Origin of the sequence: Vibrio porteresiae DSM 19223 (genome assembly GCF_024347055.1) — a bacterium.
In the GTDB taxonomy this organism is placed as follows: Bacteria; Pseudomonadota; Gammaproteobacteria; order Enterobacterales; family Vibrionaceae; genus Vibrio; species Vibrio porteresiae.
Window position 1 is genome coordinate 1052845 of the sequence record NZ_AP024896.1, and the last position, 19417, is coordinate 1072261.

At 44.2% G+C, this 19417-nt stretch carries 18 protein-coding genes; 11 read left to right on the forward strand and 7 right to left on the reverse strand.

Annotated elements, in window-relative coordinates; translation table 11 throughout:
- Nucleotides 1–57: 57 nt before the first annotated feature.
- The 3 genes from OCV11_RS21425 to alsE are packed head-to-tail and all read left to right on the forward strand — an operon-like array spanning nt 58 to nt 2337.
- Nucleotides 58–327: a PTS sugar transporter subunit IIB gene (locus OCV11_RS21425; RefSeq protein ID WP_261896459.1), complete on the forward strand. Its 270-nt coding sequence runs from the start codon at nt 58–60 to the stop codon at nt 325–327.
- A gap of 26 nt (nt 328–353) precedes the next feature.
- A complete protein-coding gene (locus tag OCV11_RS21430; RefSeq protein ID WP_261896460.1) occupies nt 354–1616 on the forward strand; it encodes a PTS ascorbate transporter subunit IIC in 1263 nt (420 codons plus the stop codon).
- A gap of 31 nt (nt 1617–1647) precedes the next feature.
- Entirely contained in the window at nt 1648–2337 is a 690-nt protein-coding gene (gene alsE, locus OCV11_RS21435; RefSeq protein ID WP_261896462.1) for a D-allulose 6-phosphate 3-epimerase, read from the forward strand.
- Nucleotides 2338–2471: 134 nt separating this feature from the next.
- Here alsE and OCV11_RS21440 read toward each other — a convergent pair whose 3' ends face one another.
- Nucleotides 2472–3485 (reverse strand): LacI family DNA-binding transcriptional regulator, encoded by a 1014-nt coding sequence (locus OCV11_RS21440; protein ID WP_261896463.1) that lies wholly within the window; start codon nt 3483–3485, stop codon nt 2472–2474.
- 307 nt (nt 3486–3792) lie between these two features.
- On the opposite strand from OCV11_RS21440, the gene OCV11_RS21445 reads away from it, so the two are divergent.
- Nucleotides 3793–4455 carry a hypothetical protein gene (locus OCV11_RS21445; RefSeq protein ID WP_261896464.1) on the forward strand — a complete coding sequence of 221 codons (663 nt, stop codon included), beginning with the start codon at nt 3793–3795 and terminating at the stop codon, nt 4453–4455.
- 71 nt (nt 4456–4526) lie between these two features.
- Here OCV11_RS21445 and OCV11_RS21450 read toward each other — a convergent pair whose 3' ends face one another.
- Nucleotides 4527–5342, reverse strand: coding sequence for a Cof-type HAD-IIB family hydrolase (locus OCV11_RS21450; RefSeq protein ID WP_261896465.1), 816 nt, complete (start codon nt 5340–5342; stop codon nt 4527–4529).
- Between the two features lie 115 nt (nt 5343–5457).
- On the reverse strand, nt 5458–6396 hold the full coding sequence (locus tag OCV11_RS21455; RefSeq protein WP_261896466.1) for a LysR family transcriptional regulator: 939 nt from the start codon (nt 6394–6396) through the stop codon (nt 5458–5460).
- A gap of 98 nt (nt 6397–6494) precedes the next feature.
- Here OCV11_RS21455 and OCV11_RS21460 point away from each other — a divergent pair, with 98 nt between their 5' ends.
- The 7 genes from OCV11_RS21460 (at nt 6495) to OCV11_RS21490 (ending at nt 14329) form a co-directional block, all read left to right on the forward strand.
- Nucleotides 6495–7067: a UbiX family flavin prenyltransferase gene (locus tag OCV11_RS21460; RefSeq protein ID WP_261896467.1), complete on the forward strand. Its 573-nt coding sequence runs from the start codon at nt 6495–6497 to the stop codon at nt 7065–7067.
- The gene (lpdD, locus tag OCV11_RS21465; protein ID WP_261896468.1) at nt 7064–7447 is read left to right on the forward strand and encodes a prenylated flavin chaperone LpdD; all 384 of its coding nucleotides are present in this window, start codon (nt 7064–7066) and stop codon (nt 7445–7447) included. The genes OCV11_RS21460 and lpdD overlap by 4 nt, the downstream gene beginning before the upstream one ends.
- 10 nt (nt 7448–7457) lie before the next feature.
- On the forward strand, nt 7458–8957 hold the full coding sequence (locus OCV11_RS21470) for a UbiD family decarboxylase (RefSeq protein WP_261896469.1): 1500 nt from the start codon (nt 7458–7460) through the stop codon (nt 8955–8957).
- A gap of 15 nt (nt 8958–8972) precedes the next feature.
- Nucleotides 8973–9692, forward strand: coding sequence for a DUF554 domain-containing protein (locus OCV11_RS21475; protein ID WP_261896470.1), 720 nt, complete (start codon nt 8973–8975; stop codon nt 9690–9692).
- Nucleotides 9693–10171: 479 nt separating this feature from the next.
- Nucleotides 10172–11560 carry an ammonium transporter gene (locus OCV11_RS21480; RefSeq protein WP_261896471.1) on the forward strand — a complete coding sequence of 463 codons (1389 nt, stop codon included), beginning with the start codon at nt 10172–10174 and terminating at the stop codon, nt 11558–11560.
- A gap of 333 nt (nt 11561–11893) precedes the next feature.
- On the forward strand, nt 11894–12697 hold the full coding sequence (locus tag OCV11_RS21485; protein ID WP_261896472.1) for a phosphate/phosphite/phosphonate ABC transporter substrate-binding protein: 804 nt from the start codon (nt 11894–11896) through the stop codon (nt 12695–12697).
- 18 nt (nt 12698–12715) lie between these two features.
- On the forward strand, nt 12716–14329 hold the full coding sequence (locus OCV11_RS21490) for an ATP-binding protein (RefSeq protein ID WP_261896473.1): 1614 nt from the start codon (nt 12716–12718) through the stop codon (nt 14327–14329).
- 3 nt (nt 14330–14332) lie between these two features.
- On the opposite strand, the gene OCV11_RS21495 is transcribed toward OCV11_RS21490, so the two are convergent.
- From OCV11_RS21495 to OCV11_RS21510, 4 genes are all read right to left on the reverse strand, one after another.
- Entirely contained in the window at nt 14333–14959 is a 627-nt protein-coding gene (locus OCV11_RS21495) for a LysE family translocator (protein ID WP_261896475.1), read from the reverse strand.
- Between the two features lie 184 nt (nt 14960–15143).
- Nucleotides 15144–16460, reverse strand: coding sequence for an HD domain-containing phosphohydrolase (locus OCV11_RS21500; RefSeq protein WP_373332832.1), 1317 nt, complete (start codon nt 16458–16460; stop codon nt 15144–15146).
- Nucleotides 16450–18084, reverse strand: coding sequence for an EAL domain-containing response regulator (locus OCV11_RS21505; protein WP_261896476.1), 1635 nt, complete (start codon nt 18082–18084; stop codon nt 16450–16452). The genes OCV11_RS21500 and OCV11_RS21505 overlap by 11 nt, the downstream gene beginning before the upstream one ends.
- Before the next feature lie 17 nt (nt 18085–18101).
- Nucleotides 18102–19412 carry an ATP-binding protein gene (locus OCV11_RS21510; RefSeq protein ID WP_261896477.1) on the reverse strand — a complete coding sequence of 437 codons (1311 nt, stop codon included), beginning with the start codon at nt 19410–19412 and terminating at the stop codon, nt 18102–18104.
- Nucleotides 19413–19417: the final 5 nt, after the last annotated feature.

Here is a 19417-nt window from a genome sequence, read left to right on the forward strand (position 1 = left end):
ACGCTGTTCAATTTATTTAATGTTTTTCACCCTCCCCTACAAATATGAGGCATAAAAATGAGTAAGAAAGTATTAATCGTCTGTGGTAATGGCTTAGGTAGCAGTTTCATCGTCGAAATGAACGTTAAAAAAATTCTACAAGAGTTAGGCAAAGAAGCTGAAGTTTCACACACAGACCTAACATCGGCAAAATCAGAACAAGCAGATCTTTACCTTGGTGCTTCCGACATTATCTCAAATCTAGAAGATGGTCATCGCAACACCATTGGTCTTAAAAATCTTTTAGATAACAATAAATTAAAAGAAATCTTGGCGGAAAACATCTGACCTTATGCCTCTAGGAGCAATTCCACATGCTAGATCTAATTATCAATGATGTGCTGGGTACACCAGCCATCTTGGTGGGACTATTCTCACTGATTGGTTTGCTACTGCAGAAAAAATCCTTTTCTGAAGTGATATCAGGGACACTGAAAACCATTATGGGATTTTTAATCCTCACTATTGGTGCTGGTGTCATATCTAGTACTTTGAGTACATTCAGTGCCTTATTTGAGCATTCATTCAGTATTCACGGTGTAGTACCTAATACTGATGCAATGGCGGCACTTGCACAAAAAGATTTTGGTTCACAGACCGCAACCATCATGATTTGTGGCATGTTAATCAACATCTTGCTGGCTCGCTTTACACCACTCAAATACATTTTTCTTACTGGGCACCACACCTTGTATATGGCTGCAATGCTTGCCGTTGTGTTATCCGCAGGTGGCATTTCACACACAATGGTGATCATAGTTGGTTCGATTATATTGGGAGCGTGGATGGTTCTTTCACCTGCATTATTACAACCATTCACACGTAAGATCATTGGGAATGATGAACTTGCTCTTGGTCACTTTGGGTCGATTGGTTACTACTGTTCGGCTATCGTAGGTAAATGGGTCGGCAAAGACAGCCCATCAATTGAAGAGTTAAATGTACCCAAGTCACTGAATTTTTTACGCGACTCATCAGTTTCCATCTCATTGACTATGGGCATTCTGTTCATTGTGTTAGCGATTATTGCAGGACCAGAATTTACGGAATCACAGCTCAGTAACGGACAAAACTTTATCGTCTTTGCCATCTTACAAAGCATCATGTTTGCAGCAGGTGTTTATACCATTTTGGCAGGTGTTCGCATGATCATCGCTGAAATCGTACCGGCATTTCGCGGCATTGCCAACAAAGTAGTTAAGGATGCACGTCCAGCCTTAGATTGTCCTACAGTATTTCCATTTGCGCCAAACGCAGTGATTGTAGGATTCCTTTCAAGCTTTGTCGCCGGACTTATCAGTATGTTCATCTGCCCATTATTGGGCTTGAGTGTCATTGTCCCTGGGTTAGTGCCTCATTTCTTCTGCGGTGCAACGGCTGGAGTTTATGGTAACGCTACTGGTGGACGCCGAGGGGCGATCATTGGTTCATTTGTTCACGGGATCATCATCTCATTCTTACCTGCTTTGCTCTTACCATTAATGGGTAACTTAGGTTTTGAATCCACCACATTTGGTGACGCAGACTTTGGTGTTATTGGCATCGGCCTTGGTCATATCCTGACTTTCTTTAACTGATCGCGCCCCTAACAAAAATAAGGAGATACTTATGAATGCCATGTTTTCACCTTCACTAATGTGTATGGATCTCACTAAGTTTAAGCAACAGATAAACGCTTTAAACACTCGCGCGACCTTCTATCATGTCGATATCATGGATGGGCATTATGTTAAAAACATTACGTTGTCACCTTTCTTCATTCAACAACTAAAGAAAATTGCAACGATTCCTGTTGATGTCCATTTGATGTGTGAAAGACCCGAAGACATTATTCCACTATGCCTTGACGCTGGAGCAGATATTATTTCTTTTCACCCAGAAACGGCGGGCAATAAAATCTTTCGCTTAATCCAAGAGATTAAAGAAGCGGGTAAACAAGTTGGTGTGGTGCTAAATCCATCAGAACCCATCGAGATGGTCAACGAATACATTCACCTGCTGGACAAAATCACGATAATGTCCGTCGACCCCGGCTTTGCAGGACAAAAATTTATCCCAGAAACATTGAATAAAATTCGTCGTTTGAAAACCTTACGCGATGAACAGCACTATCACTACTTACTGGAGATAGACGGTTCTTGCAATCCCAAAACCTTTAAAACTGTCGCCGCATCTGGAGTTGATGTATTTATTGTCGGCACATCTGGATTGTTTAGTCTTGATACAAACATTGAAAAGGCTTGGGATAAGATGATTGAGATCTTCCAACGCGAGACAGCTGATTTAACATTGGCTTAGTTACTGACCATCTTTGGAAAAGTGACTTTATTCACTATTTGGATAGCCAATGACACCTGAGTAAATGATTCGTGATTGGCTTTCAATACAAAGCTCATCCTTAGTGATGAGCTTTCTTATTCTGTTGTTTTGGATTAATAGCTTTCACCGCTAATCCATTCGACGGCCAAGGAATTTGGCTTTAATTTGGATGGCAACTCAAGGCATTCACATACCTTTTCCATTGCTTGCACAGCAAGAGTATCCCAACGAATATTAACGCCAGAGAGTTTAGAGCGCCCCGATTGATTAAGATCTAGCTGACCAACACAGACAATCGCTAATTGTGCCGGTACTGCAATACCCATCTCTCGGCAAGCAAACCAAATACCATAAGCCAAGTTTTCATCACTGGTCACGACCAGATCAGTATCGGTAAAACTGGTTTGCATCTCTTTGAGCACATCAAATCCAGCCATAACACTGGGTGCTAAATAGATCGGATGAACCCGGTTTGGTGAAAGATCATGAGCTAATAACATGCGATCCCATGAGCGAATAATATCCTGTGAAAAACACTCCTCTCCATGCAAAATCAGCAATGGATTACGATACACCCTATGAGCAATTTTATAAGCCATCAGCTCAAAGACAGCTTTAAAATCAGGTGTAATCATCATTTCGGAATCGGTATTATCATTTACCCCATGGCCAATTGATAACAAGTGAATCTTAGACTTACTTAGATAATCGTTAAGCTCATTAGTAAACTGGATATCAAATTTTATCACTAACACTGGATTATAAGAAATAAATGTACTGATAGAATCATAGTCAGCTTGCTTATTATTTAGCTCTGCTAACAATACATGAAACCCCATTTTTTTTAGCGATTGCTTCATCTGATGATAGATAGCCTGGAAGCCAGGACTCGCTAACCTAGGAGTAACAAATAAGATCAAGCGAGAAGAGGCTGAAGCTAAAGCCTGCGCAGCATTATTCGGAACATAACCCAGTTCTTTGATCGCTTCCTGAATTTTGCCCACCAGCGTCTCAGAAACCTTAGTTGGATCACGTAACGCTCGTGACACTGTCATTGAGCTTACCCCAACAAACTTAGCCACATCACTTAACGTACTTTTACCTGTTCCTCTTCTTTTTCTTTCCATAATTCAATAAGTTAATAGCAAAAAATTTGCAGTTTTAAAAAAATATTAATCGCTATTATAGTAAAATCTGACCCACTAATCACGATTGAAGTCTAAAAAAATCATCCATAGCCTGAAAGATTTTAATATCTTCCTACTCCTTTTTATGAGAATTTCAAGTTAATTATCTTAACTATTTATTGAATATAAAAACTTATTTTTATTATTGACATAATAATTATTTTTCCTAGAATTCTCGGCCATCAATTGCATTTATTTAAATTGATACTAAATAACATTTATGAGCAGAATTGATCAGGAGTGATTTGTGAAAAAGGTTGTCTTACCAGCTCTAATTGCCGTTTTACTTTCCGGATGTGGTACTGTAAATAACGCATTAACAGAGAAAACAAAAACTGTAGAATATTACCGTATCTTTGACATTAAAACTCAGGTTGACCGCGCAGATGTTATAGCTGCAGCAAGCGACGGTTTAGGAGAAAATGTAAACTCTGCGAAAGAAAATACACCAATACCTACTTTTTCTGTTGCGCCAGAACAACCAGGACGATTTACATTGGTTAACCCATTTGAAGGGACAAAACTAGCTAGTTTTGCCGCGATGAGCGGTGCAAACATGAAGATGGCTAAATGTGAAGGCGCAGTATGGACTGCCACAGCTAGTCGAGATGTTGTAGGTAGCGATTCACTTCGTCTAACTGCTTGTTTATGGCAATACAAAGACGGTTATCATTTGGATACATACGCCAGCTTTACCAAACAGGAAGGTGGTTTAATGCAAATTAGTCGCAGTATGGCTGGAGCTATGGTTGGTACGCCCGAAGAATGGACAGAGAAAACCTTTCTAGATATCGTGCGTAAGATCCAAGAAGAAACACACGCTCAAGTGAAATATCTGGAAGGCTACCCTAAAATGCAAGGGACACCTTGGCTTGATACTGGCGCGAAGATCGATGGGCAGGATAGCTGATCGCTTTTAAAGATTGCGTCGCAATAAAAAAGGGTTGTGAATATCACAACCCTTTTTTGCAAACATGCGGATTAAGCATTAAAAGGCGCTTGGCCTAATACCACTTTTTCAATGACGTTTAATGCGCCGGCTTGTTCGTTGGTCTCAGTGTGATAACGAGCTACGGCTTTGACTTTGTCGGCCGCGTTACCCATGGCAAATGAGTAACCAACCAGTTCCAGCATCTCTTTGTCGTTTAAGCTATCACCAATGGCAACGCATTCAGCAGGGTCGATATCAAAACGTGCCAAGACTTTTTTCAAACCATTGGCTTTGTGTAGCCCTGGGATGATCAGGTCAATAAAACCGAAACCACTTGAAACCGTGTGAACCACATCGCCAAGCTGCTCAGCAAGTTCGGCAATTAAGGTATCAGCATGGTCAACCGTAGTTTTGATTGAGAACTTAAACATCACATCATCGATTGCACGGATGCTTGCCACTTTCTCTAAACGAGCATAATGGTGAGAGGCAATGTCAGCGAATTCTTGGCTGATGTGCGGCAACATATAAGCGCCATTGAGACCACAAGCGACATAATCAATCGATGGGTCTGAATCAAGAATGGTATAAACTTTATCAAGTGCTTCTTCGGTCATTTCACCGTGAAAGATCTCTTCACCATGCAGGTAAAGCAGCGCGCCATTTTCAGCGACAAAGGAGATTTCATTGGCAACTTCAGGGAAGTAAGAAACCAGTTGATAGTACTGGTTACCGCTGGCAACAATAAACTCGATGCCTTGATCTTTGAGTTGTTGATACAAAGCGAGAAAACGGGCTTTGTCGTAATGCTGATTCGGATCAAGGAAAGTACCATCCATATCCACCGCGATTGCTCTAACGGACATTCAATTCACTCCTATTTCGTTACGTATTTGTTCTTCAGTACAGATAAGCTGTCTGATGCTTATTATTGTTGGCCCAGAATAGCATGAAGTGTCGGCAAAAGTGTAAACGTTTAACTTAGATTTCTGCATTCACGCGATGGCGAGGATGGTTCACGATTTCGTTGATAATATGATCTCTAAACCAACGGTGTGAACTGTCGTTATTGAACTTTTCATGCCAGTAGACTGAGTGTTGTGACTGCGCCATTCTAAACGGCAGCTTACGATAGGTTAAACCAAAATCTTTCGCCATATTGGCAGCTTGATGCAAAGGGACTATCGACACCATGTCACTGTTGCGAATCGCACAATACATTGAGATATAGCCCTGTACAGACAGCTTAATGTTGCGTTTAAGTTTGTGATTATGGAAATAGCGGTCGATCTGTTTAGCACTTCCTCCCCCAGTAATCGTTTGAGCGTAGGGGTATGAGAGCATCTCTTCGGTCGTCACTTTTTCTGGCAAACTCAATGGATGCCCTTCCCGCATCACCATTACCCAGTCATCTTTATCCACCACTTTACGAATAAAGTTCGGCGCAAAATCCTCATCAATGGTAATCACAAAATCAATCAACCCCTCAAGCAACAAACTGCGTGCTTGACGATCCCAGTTAATCACACTAAATGACACGGCAGAATCGTCGTTCATATAAGGCTGAATCACATCGGGCAAAATGTAGACGCTGACGTAATCTGGGCAAGCGATGATGAACTCACGCTTGTCTTTTATCGGATCGTAATGCGCAGAGAAAATATCCGTCAGTCCGTTGAGCACCAAAGAGAGAGTTGCTTGAATTTCCGAGGCCGCAGGCGTCAGTTGCATTCGACTCCCTACTCGCACCAATAACTGATCATTGAGCAAGGTTCGAAGCGCTGCCAGATGCTTACTCATGGTCGGTTGAGCGATGCCCAGCGAATCTGCGGCAGCGGTTACACTTCGGTATTCCAAAAGGGCATTCAGCGGCAGTAACAGATTCATATTTATATTGTTTAATGGTTTTACCGACTTCATGAGCATTCCAAAACGTAATATTTGGTATTCATATTACGTTATAGATTAGTCGAGCTCAATCACTATACTAGAAACCCTGTTCTTGATAGGGGTAACACATGACTACGCGCAGAATAGTGGTGGGAGTGAGCGGCGCCAGCGGCGTGCAACTTGCTTTTCGACTACTCAAAGAATTACGTAATCACCCAGAGATTGAAACGCACTTAGTGGTTTCCGGTGGTAGTGAACGCACGATCGAGATGGAAACCGATCACGACATATTGGAACTCAATTGTCTCGCTGATGTGGTGCATGACAACGAAAATACTGGGGCCAGTATTGCCAGCGGAACCTTTCGCGTGGAAGGCATGGTGGTGGTTCCCTGCAGTATGAAGACCTTAGCAGGGATTGCGCACGGCTATTCCGATAATCTGCTGCTGCGCGCTGCTGACGTAAACATCAAAGAACGTCGCAAATTGGTATTGGTTGCCCGTGAAACACCACTCAGTCGCCTGCACCTCAAAAACATGCTTACTGCAACGGAATATGGCGCGGTCATCATGCCGCCAATGCTGACTTACTACAACCGCCCAGAATCAATTGAAGATATGGAAACCCATATCGTCGGTAAGATTCTTCATGAATTTGGCATCGAAGCGACCCATTACAAACGGTGGTGTGAAGATAAATGATCTCCTTAATCAAAGCGCGCCAAGGAATCCAAGTTCGACTCGATATGATTCCCGTCGGTGATGACTACAGCGTCATTCTCTCCGGGGGGGATAAGCCCCACATCGGTGCGAGCGCGCTTGCTCAACCCAGACCCAGTTTAAAACAAGGTGGCAAAATCAGCGCCAGCACGTCAGTGATGTGCGTGCTTGGTCATAAAGAAGATCTGCTGGCCCATCATGTCGCACAAGAGCTGGCGTCACGGTTGAACAGCGTAGTGAGTGTCAATTGCGGCATCCATATTGATGACGCCTTCCCTACGCAAATTAAGGTGATTCAAGAATTGGTAACGGATCTGATTGAAGATCTGTTTTCCGAACAAGAAAAAGATTCCAACTTATAAAGGAAATCCTATGAAAAAATATACTGAACAAGATTATGCCCAAGCACGAGAAGAGATTGTTGATCTTCGCTCTGCGATCAAGTTCTTATCCAAATACGAAGGTCAAGTGCTTGAAACAGATGTAGAAGTCGATCCCGTTGGTGAACTCTCTGGTGTATATCGTCACATTGGTGCGGCAGGTACGACCATGCGTCCTACCAAAGAAGGCCCAATGATGATGTTTAACAACGTCAAAGGCTTTGATAACAAACCTGTTGCGATCGGCGTTCTCGCTAGCCGCTCTCGTACTGCACTGCTGCTTGGTCATGAACCTGAATATCTTGGTCACGCCATGATGAAAGCTGCCAACAACCCAGTAAAACCGGTTTTGGTACAAGACGCACCTTGCCAAGAAGTGGTTTACTACGCCGATGATCCCGATTTCGATATTCGTAAAATCATCCCAGCGCCAACCAACACGGTTGAAGACGCTGGCCCATACGTAACACTGGGTTTGGTTTACGCAGAAGACCCAGAAACCGGCGAAAGCGATGTCACCATTCACCGTCAATGTTTCCAAGCACGCGATGAAGTTTCTATCTTCTTCTCTCCAGGTCGTCACATTGATGTGTTCCGCCAAAAAGCTGAAGCGGCTGGTAAAGCTCTGCCAATTACCGTGAACATCGGTCTTGATCCAGCGGTGTACGTTTCTGCTTGTTTTGAGCCACCAGTGACACCACTTGGCTTTAACGAATTGGAAATTGCGGGCGCATTCCGTAATCGTCCTGTCGAATTGGTCAACGCAAAAACCGTCAATACCAAAGCCATTGCTCACGCAGAAATCGTGATTGAAGGTGAAATTCTACCTAATTACCGCGTGGTGGAAGACCAAAACAGCCACACCGGCAAAGCGATGCCTGAATTCCCAGGATACACTGGTGGTGCAAACCCTAGCCTTCCTGTAATTAAAGTGAAATCCGTTACTACTCGCACTAACCCAATCACTCAAACCTGTATCGGTTGTAGTGAAGAGCACGTAAGCCTTGCGGGTATCTGTACTGAAGCCAGCATTCTTTCAATGACAGAGCGTGCTATGCCAGGTCGCGTGCAAAACGTTTATGCGCACTCGTCAGGCGGCGGTAAATTGATGGCAGTAATGCAATTTAAAAAGCTGTCACCTAAAGATGAAGGTCGCCAACGTCAAGCTGCTTTAGTCGCGTTTGGTGCCTTCCCTGAGCTGAAAAACCTCATCATCGTTGGCGAAGATGTCGATATCTTTGATAGTAACGATGTGATGTGGGCGTTAAATACACGTCACCAAGCAGATGTCGATACCATTGTTATCCCCGGGGCAAGTACGCACGTATTGGATCCATCTCAAATGCCTGACATGAGTCCTTCTATCAAAGGCCGCGGTATCTCTTGTAAAACCATTTACGACTGTACTGTTCCTTTTGAATTGAAAGACACGCGTTTCCAACGTTCACAATTTATGGAAGTTGATTACCAACGCTTCCTTCCTAAAAACTAATTTAAGGGTATCTCCATGATTGGTCCATTTATTAACGGCGCTGCAGTAATTATCGGCGGTGCTGGTGGTAGCTTTCTTGGCAGTAAAGTCAGTGAACGTGTACGTAATGGATTGCCTTTAATTTTCGGTCTAGCCTCTATGGGGCTAGGCCTGGCAATGACCGGACGTGTACAAAACTTATCGGCCGTTATCCTCTCTATTCTTATCGGTTCTATTTTTGGCGAAGTGATCAATCTGGAAAACCATATCCAGACTATCGCTGGTAAGGTGAAAAACTTTATGGGTCGCTTTGGCAGCCCTGCAGGTCATAACCTAACTCAAGAACAGTACATGGAAAAATTCATCGCCATTTTGGTGCTCCTGTGTGCAAGTGGCACTGGCGTATTTGGTTCGATGAACGAAGGGATGACTGGCGATCCAACCATGCTGATCATCAAAGCATTCTTGGATCTATGTACTGCGGGTATCTTCGCAATTTCCCTCGGTTTACCCGTTGCAGTGCTTGCGATTCCACAATTTATCATCCAAGCGATCTTATACTTCGCAGCGGCGTCCATCATGCCATTGACGACGCCAATGATGATTGCAGACTTTTCTGCGGTGGGTGGTTTAATTATGTTTGCGACCGGTTTTCGTATTGCAGGGATTAAATCCTTTGCTATCGCCAACATGTTGCCTGCACTCTTTATCGCGATGCCTATTTCCCACTACTGGGTAGCCATCGTCGGTCACTAAGCCCCTTTTAAGCGACTCAGCAACCAATAAAAGCGACGCACAACATTTGAGAGACGATCTTCTCCGGTAGGCTTACCGTTGGAAATCGTCTCTTTTTTGTTCAAACTAGCAGCAATGCTGCGCCAAGATAACGCACTACCTACTGCTATCTTGAGGTAATTCCACACTTTTTAACCGCTCCCCAAATTGGCTCACAGTGATGCAAAAACGCACACAGTTTGTGCAAAGTCCCATTTTCACCCAGTACAAAAAGTGATTCGCCTCCCAGAAAACTCGCCTTAAAGCACTTATCTATCAAAATCGTGCATGCCATAAAAGCCCTATTATTTAATGGGTTAAATACTGCTATTTATCAAAATAATCCAACGCATAAAAGAATTTTTTCATTTGGCACGAGTTGGGAATCAACTATGCATGCCGCTCTAATACCTATCAAATGAACGACTTTTTTTCTTTATGAATTAGAGAGGCTATGAACTATGAAAATCGTTTTTAACAGGATGTTAATTGCAAGCCTGCTCTGTCTGCCGGCGGTTGCTATGGCTGCGGATGATCCGCTAACAGCCGACACAGTACAGACTCACCTTAACTTTGTATGGACACTGATCGCAGGCTTCCTCGTGTTCTTGATGCAAGCTGGTTTCGCTATGGTAGAGACAGGTCTTACCCGTGCGAAAAACGCAGCGAACATCATGATGAAAAACATGATGGACTTTTGTATCGGTTCCCTAGCCTTTTGGGCTATCGGTTTTGGTCTAATGTTTGGGGCAAGTAACGGTTACTTCGGTACCACTGATTTCTTCTTTAGTGGTGCAACAGGCGACGATGCACCATGGAACTTTGCTTTCTGGATGTTCCAAGTGGTGTTCTGTGCAACCGCAGCAACCATCATCTCTGGTGCCGTTGCTGAACGTACCAAATTCAGTGCTTACCTTATCTACTCCGTTTTCGTCTCTGCGCTGATTTACCCAATCTTCGGTAGCTGGGCATGGGGCAGCTTGTACCATGGCGGCGGCTGGTTAGAAAACCTAGGCTTTATCGACTTTGCCGGTTCAACTGTCGTTCACTCTATGGGCGGTTGGTTAGCGCTGGCTGGTGCGATTGTGGTTGGTCCTCGTATTGGTAAATACACCAAAGACGGGAAAACTCGTCCAATCCCTGGTCATAACATTCCTCTAGCTGCACTCGGTGTTTTCCTATTGTGGTTCGGATGGTACGGATTTAACCCAGGTTCAACCACCACAGGTGACACTTCAATCGCCGTGATTGCAGTAACCACAACACTCGCTGCAGCTGCAGGTTCGGTTGCTGCGATGCTCTTCACACTCATGAAATACGGTAAGAGTGATGTGGGTATGACCCTAAACGGTGCATTGGCTGGCCTAGTCGGTATCACAGCCGGTTGTGCAAACGTGACTCCAGTTTCTGCAGTTATTATCGGCGCAATTGCTGGCGTATTGGTTGTACTTTCTGTTCTGTTCCTTGATCGCCTAAAAATCGATGATCCAGTTGGCGCGGTTTCTGCACACGGCGTGTGTGGTGCTTGGGGTACATTGGCAGCAGGTATCTTCGACCAAGCTGGTTTCTCTTGGGGTACCGTTGGCGTGCAAGTGATCGGTATCGCTTCTTGCTTTATCTGGTCATTTGGCACAGGTTTGATTCTGTTCAAATGTATCGATCTCACCATCGGTATGCGTGTAACCAAAGAAGAAGAGATGACAGGTCTAGACTTCTCTGAACACGGTGCAAACTCTTACCCAGATTTCCAAACCATCAGTGTTGCTTCTGATTTCAATGGTTTGACTGGCAGCAAAAAAGCCCCAACAGAAGCGGCTGTTGCCTCTAAAGATAAAACCGTACACATTTAATGGCTCTTTGAGTCATAGGACCAATGGTCATTTGATGCAAAACCTACGGCCGATCGCTTCGCGATCGGCCGTTACTTTCTTCTCTCCACCCAATTGACATGCTCAGTTCAACGCTTTTCCCTAGTGAAACCAGTCCTTCCCAAAGTTGTTTGAACCCAATCCCCTTTTGGGTAATGATTCCCATCTACACTCTTACTGTTTTTTTAACGAAATGAATAAGATGCATTTTGGCGCAAAATCGCAAAACCAAACCTAAAATGCTGGGTGAAGTAAGGAAATTTATGCTGTTGTGCACTAGTCTTGTTAGTGTCAACTTAAAGGCTGGAGATAAGAATGAAACTATTGTGGTGCTTGGTCTGTTTGCTGTTTACCCCTGCCGTTTTTGCTCAATACATCACTTTCGGTATCGTTCCGCAACAATCCGCCATCGAGCTGGCCAAAAGCTGGGGGCCACTGTTAACTTATCTGAGTAAACAAACTGGTTACGATATTCAGTTTCGTACCGCCAAAGACATTCCCGAATTTGAACTTCGGCTCGCGCGTGGTGAATTTGATATTGCGTACATGAACCCTTATCACTACGTGGTCTTTCACGACAAAGCGGGCTACATGCCAATGGTGCGTGAAGAGAATAAGCAGTTGAAAGGCATTTTGGTGGTTAAAAAAGATAGCCCCATTCAATCCATTACTGAATTAAACCACAGCACCATCGCTTTTCCTTCACCTGCCGCTTTTGCCGCAACCGTGGTAACTGGGGCTGAACTGAACTTAGCAAAAGTCGACTTCAAACCTCAGTATGTCTCTTCTCATGATTCAGTCTATCTTAATGTTGCGAAAGGATTTTTTGTGGCTGGTGGTGGCGTCATGCGCACATTTAACAACACTCCTGCAGAAATTCGCGACCAACTCCGAGTACTGTGGCTGAGTAAAGGTTATACGCCCCATGCCTTTGCTTACCGTAGCGTGTTATCAAAATCCGCTGCGACTAAAATTCAATCTGCACTCATCCAATTAGGAACAACAGAAGAAGGGAAAAAACTACTTGAACATTTGGGCATGAACCCATTAATCGCCGCAAAGGACAGTGATTGGGATGGAATAAGAGCGCTGCACATCGATACCTTAAATAACTTATAGTGGATTGGACTGCCGAGAATGTCATTACGGTTTAAAACCATCATTGGTATTGCGATCATTGAATTGATTTCATTGAGCATACTGCTGACGTTAACCCTACGTTATTTGACTGATACAAACTATCAAGGTTTGGAGCAGCGTGTTGAGTCGACCATCAATTTGTACAGCAGCGCAATCAAAAATCCTGTGCTTAGTTACGATCTCGCCACCCTCAATGATTACACCGAAACCCTAATGCAAAATAAGGACATCGAATACGTTGCAGTATTAAACGAAAACGGTTTGGTACTCGCCACTGCGGGTAATTACCCAAAAAGCTTTTCTCGCTCTATGTTGGAAAGTAACGTTACTGATGTCAAAGACAGCGTGTACGATGTGTCAGCCCCACTCAAAGAAGCTGGCGTCTATTTCGGCACCATCTGGATGGGCTTTAACATGAATGCCCTGAACGAGAAAATCAATCAAGCTAAGCACTTAAGTATCACCATTATCATCACTGAAATCAGTTTAGTGGCCATCTTCTCTTATATTTTGGGCGATTTGCTCACTAAGCGTTTAGCGCACTTAAACAATGCCGCCAAAGAAGTAGCCCAAGGTAACTTTGATGTCAGCTTAAAAATCGATGGCTCAGATGAGGTCTCTTCTCTGGCTCATGCGTTTAACGAGATGATTACTCAACTGCAGGCCAGTAAAGAAAAAAACCTCACTTATCAAAGGCAGTTGGAAGAGATCAACAACTCTCTAGAAGAGAAAGTCAATCAACGCACCAGTGAACTGCTGGCAGTGAACAGTCGTTTATCGCAAACCAACTTTGCCCTGCAAGAGACACAGCACAAACTGGTTGAAACGGAAAAAATGGCCTCACTGGGTATTATGGCGGCAGGGTTTGCCCATGAGATCAATAATCCAGCGGGAGTCATTAGTGGTAACCTAAATGTGTGTCTTAGTTACCTTGAACTGTACAAAGAGCTGATTCAGCGCCAGCAGGCGCTGTTGCAAGAACATGTCAGTGATGATGAGCGCCAAGCTTTGACCACGTGGACCAACCTCAATGACATTGCCTTTATTGATCAGGATTTTCCAGACAGTATTCACGATGCCATTAAGTGCGTGGATCGTATACACGATATTGTCCAAGCACTGCAGCACTACTCTACTGACCGCAACGATTCTCGTGAAACCTTGATTCCGGTTGACCTGTTCCCCTCTATCGACCGCGCGTTAAATCAAGTCTATACCGACAAGTCAGTGCACATTGTGATGTCCCCTAACCTGCAAAATTTGCCGCGCATACTCGGCATACCTCGCGAAATAGACAGGCTATGTAAAGAGATCCTGAAAAACGCGATTCAATCTTGTATCAGCAGTGGTCGCGCCGATAAACAGGTCACCATCACTGGCGAATACAACGAAACATCGATTGTGCTGAAAATCAAAGACAATGGGTTAGGTATCCGCGATAAAGATCTTAAACATGTGTTTGACCCTTTCTATACCACACTACCGGTGGGCCAAGGCATGGGCCTTGGCCTCACCTACTCTTATGACATCGTGCGTCATGTTGGCGGCAATATCGATATCAATAACAGCGTTAATGGCGTTGAAGTGGTGATCACTCTACCGCTCATTTGATGATTACTTCTGGCTTAAAGCGATTTTCCCCGCGAGGCCTATCAACAACACGCCAGAGACACCTTCAATGATTCGCGAATAACGATTGGCTTTCGCACTGCTTAATAACCAACTGCCCACCAGCGCATAGGTGATGTTACAGACCGTCGCTAAGCCACTAAAACAGAATCCCAATACCAGTAGCTGATTGTTGACCGACCCGGCTGTGCTGTCGATAAATTGCGGTAAAAATGAGAGAAAAAACAGGGCAACTTTAGGGTTAAGTACACTCACAATGACACCTTGTTTAAAAACGCTACTTTGTCGCTTCGCACCTGATGTCACGGTCAATTTAGTGCCGCCTTGCCACATGGATTTCAGCGACATAAAACCAAGGTAGAGTAAATAAAGCGCCCCGCACCATTTCACCAAGGTAAATGCCAGCGCTGAACTCAATATAATCGCAGAAAGCCCCAGTACCGCAGCCAACGTATGGACAAAGTAGCCAACGCCCAAGCCTAGTGCAGCCTTCATTCCCCCCAACATTTTACCTTGCATGGTATTCGACACGATATAAATCACATCGGGTCCAGGGATCAAGTTGATGGAAAGGCTGGCTAAAGCAAACAGTAAAAGCGTGTGTAATTCCATGACGTGCTAACTCCATAAGTGCGCGTAATAAGGGTGCGTCCTTAATAATAAGGGTGTGTGTCCTCCATAGTTCACCATCAGCTACAATAGGTCAATAGCTGCATATCGAATATCTACTACTCTGATTTATATAAATAAATATGAAAAACGAGCCCGTAGGCCCGTTTCTGATAACGCTGTGATTCTAGATAAAAATCGCCACAGGGAATTGGTTCTCTTTTTCGATTTTTTTCAATTTTTCCAAAAGGTTACTATTGATTTCTTGGCCAGCGGTTAACATCAAACTGCCGTTAGGTAGGTAAACATCGCGTTTGACTACAGTGCCAATCTTCACATCACTGATGCTGACGCAGCGCTCAATGCCATCTTTTTGGTCAACTTTGCCCATCACTTTGAGGAAAGCTTCAACCACAATCGGGTCGTATAAGACTTCGCAATACTCTTTTAGAAAGTTTTGTGCACTCTTGGCGGCCATACGGTTGCGGTTATTTTCATTCGCGACAAAGTAGTCGTAGTTTTTCACCACTCGAATGATCCGTGAACCGATAGGGATCTCCTGCTCTTTTAAGTGAGCCGGGCTACCTGTGCCGTTAAAGTTTTCGTCTTGGTGACGAATAATATTCACCAGCGGAGTAAAGCGCTTAATCTGACCAATAATTTCTGCGCCTAAGGTGGCGTTCGCTTCGGGTGTAGATGGAACACCCGGATTGCGTTTCACCAATTCAGGCTTATCCCCTTTACGAGCCGCTAGACCAATCTCATGTAACAAGCCACAGAGGTATACTTGGTTCACTTCTTGATCGGAGAGTTTGAGCGCCATCGCCACCGCTTTAGACTGCTCTGCCACTCGGTCAGAATGATCGGCCGGAACCCCCGTGCTGTATTGAATAATCGCCTTGAGTGTCGCCAAAATATCATTAAAAGTTTGGTTACGCGCTTTGAGCAGTTTTTCCAAGGAAGAGTTGGCTTCACGTAACGCTTTGGTGCGCTGTAACACTTGAGTTTCAAGCTGTTGGTTAAAATCAGCCAGTTCTTTGTTGCGCTGTTCGAGTGTCTTGGTCAGCAAGTCACGCTCTTGAGTCAATCGATAGAACTCAGCGGCTTTGCCTACGGTAAGTTTTAATCCTTCGTTATCCCACGGTTTCGCTAGATAGGTATGAATTCCCCCTTCGTTTACCGCACGAATGGTCGATTCCATATCGCTATAACCAGTCAGCAGTAGGCGCACAGAGGCAGGACGCAGTTTTTTCGCTATGGAGAGAAATTTAGCGCCATCCATTTGTGGCATACGCATATCGGAAATGATAATGGCAGCGTCATTCTCTTTTAAATACGCAATGGCCTCTTCACCTTCATTAAAAGAGACCACGTCGTAATCCATACGCAGTACCCGTGTTAGGGTTTTGAGTATGTCTGCTTCGTCATCTAACAGCAGTAAGGTTAGCTTTTCTGGCTCTTCTGTGACGGTTTCATCTCTTACTTCTACTTCGTCAGTCATCATCGCGCACCCCATTTTTATCCAGCACATAACGAATAAACTCGTCACGTTCTAACGGTGGGCTAAACAGATACCCTTGCACGTATTTGCAACCTTGCTTACGCAATACATCCAGTTGCCGTGCATCTTCCACCCACTCTGCGACTATTTCCATATTTAATGATTTAGCACTGTCTGTTATGGAATTCAAAATGGCATCATCAGCATGAGATCTACCTAAAGCTTTGATAAAACGACCATCAATTTTCAACACGTCAAATGGGAGCTCACATATGGTTTCAAAGCCAGAGTACCCTGTGCCAAAATCATCAATGGCTAAACGAACTCCAAGCGCTTTCAGTGCTTCCATCTCTTTGCGAGCTAAAGTGTAATCATTGATGTGCTGCGTTTCCGTCACTTCAATGTCGATTTTATCTACATTCTCGATCGGACCATTTTCACTTATCAAGAACTGGCGCAAAATGCCCTTTTCAAGTTGAGTCGCGGTGGTATTGATCGCCACACGAAGATCCAGTTTTTTAGCCAGCAATTCCGGCAACAGCGTCATCGACTGCTTGATGACCGCCTTGGTCAAATCGTCGATAAAGTTGTATTTGGTGAGCATAGGGACAAACTTGGTCGGCAGTTCATATTGACCATCGGCTAAACGACGGCGAACCAACGCTTCGCATCCATCAACTAATCCCGTTTCCACATTCACCTGCGGCTGAAAAAACGCCACAAAGTTGTCTGACCCATTTTCTAATAGAAAGCGGACTAACTGCTTAAGTTCATCCTGCTCTTCTCCCTCATCACCCAACCAATAGAGGTCACGCTTATCCAGTTTTTCGATATAGGACTTACGTTCGTTTACCTCCTGCGAGCTAACCTCTTCCCAACTGGAAATTTCACTGATCAACAGGCGCAGTTTAAATTCTGGTTGCTCTGGGTCGGCATGAGGAAAAGAGAGCATGCGCTCTATCGTTTCGCTAAGCAGCGAGGTACTTTCTGCGGAACAGTCAACCACGACAAAAAACTTATCTTGCTCGCGATACACATCGAGCTTTAAAGAGCGTTTTAAATAGTCACCTAAGCTTTCTAGGATGCTGTTGACCTTAGGCACACCGTAGTTGGAGTTTAAAGAGCTGGTCTCTTGCAAATCCGCTATCAAGACTAACTTACTCATATCATTACCGTTGTTATTTACTTCAGTAACGAGCTCGTTGAGTTTTCGAATCGGCTTACACTTGGTGAGAATATCGACATGAGCAAACTCACCTTGTTTACTGATGGCATGGCGAATTTCCTCCACCAGCTCAACAGAATCCCAAGGCTTACTAATAAATTTGTGGAGCGCCCCCACGTTAAGTGCCCGTGTCACATCGCTGAGTTCGGCTTGGCCAGAGAGCATAATGGTAGAGATGTTGGGGTCGATGGTTTTAATCTTGATCAGCAGATCAACCCCATTCATTTTGGGCATACGAAAGTCAGAGATAACCACGCCAATACGCTCTCTTTTGACTATCTCTAAGGCTTCATCGACACACGTCGTGCTGTAGAGCTCAGGAAACTCCATCCGTAACGTACGAATCAAAGATTTGAGAATGGGCAGCTCGTCATCGACCAGCAGTATTTTATCAAAATGCATAATATGCCTCGTCTACACTAATCGTCGCTACTCACCGATTCTGCTTTTTCAGGACCTTTAATCGGCAAACGAATGGTAAATGTTGTGCCCACGCCTACTTCACTTTGCACATCGATAGAGCCGTGATGGGCATTAATAATCCCATAAGAGACAGAAAGCCCTAGGCCAGTACCTGAACCCACGGGTTTAGTGGTAAAGAAAGGTTCAAAGATTCGGTTGATTTTGTCTTGTGGTATACCGCAGCCCGTATCACGAATCGCCACTTCTGCCCAATCGTCATCTACTTGCTTAATCGCGATGTAGATTTTTCCCTCACCATCAATCGCTTGGCTCGCATTCACCAAAATATTCAGGAACACTTGGTTAAGCTGCATGGGTTGGCAGAAAATCTCTGGCAAATCGTAGTCATAGTCTTTAACCACTTCGATGCTGTATTTGATCTCGTTGTTGATGATCTTCAGCGTCGATTCCATACCGTTGATGAGGTTACCGTTACTCCATTCCGAGTTATCAACATGGGAAAACTCTTTGAGGTTTTTCACGATCGCTACAACCCGTGACGCTCCTTCAAGTGACTCTTTGATCAGGTCATCCACATCATCAATAATGAAATCCAATTGATACTTAGATTTGGCGGCTTTAACGCGTTTGGACACGTCTTCATCTTGGCATTGACTTAGAATGGTTTGCGTCTCTTCAAAGTAGCCAGTTATCTTTTCGAAGTAATCTTTCAGCGTTTGCACGTTAGAAGTGATAAACCCAATCGGGTTATTGATTTCATGGGCAATACCCGCAGAAAGCTGCCCTATCGACGCCAATTTTTCCGATTGCAACAACTGCACTTGCGCATCTTTTAACTGTTTCAATGCGTCATTTAAGGTTTTGTTGTTTGTCTCCAACAGCGTTGACATCGACTTGAGTTCTTTTTGCTGCGACGCCTGCGCGGTCACGTCATAGACGCACACGCACACGTGTTCCAGCGAACCGTCATCGCTATGAATCGGGATCACTTCGACATCTTGGTACATGTCCTCTTCTTGACCAGAGACAGGACGCGAACTCTTAAACGGCAAAAAGTGAGGCTGCTGCTCCCATGAAGAGAAGCTCGACGACTCAATGACAAATGCTGTATCTATCTTACGCTTTAAAAAATGGGCGGAATCAGGAAACAGATCCAAGATGCTTTTACCAACGAAATTGTCACAATCCACTTTTGCGCGAGTTTGAAAATATTCATTCGCCGTCATGATCTTGTAATCACGCCTTACAATACACAACGCAAAAGAGAGTTGGTTTAACAAATCGGACAACATCAGTTTCGCTTTCATATCGC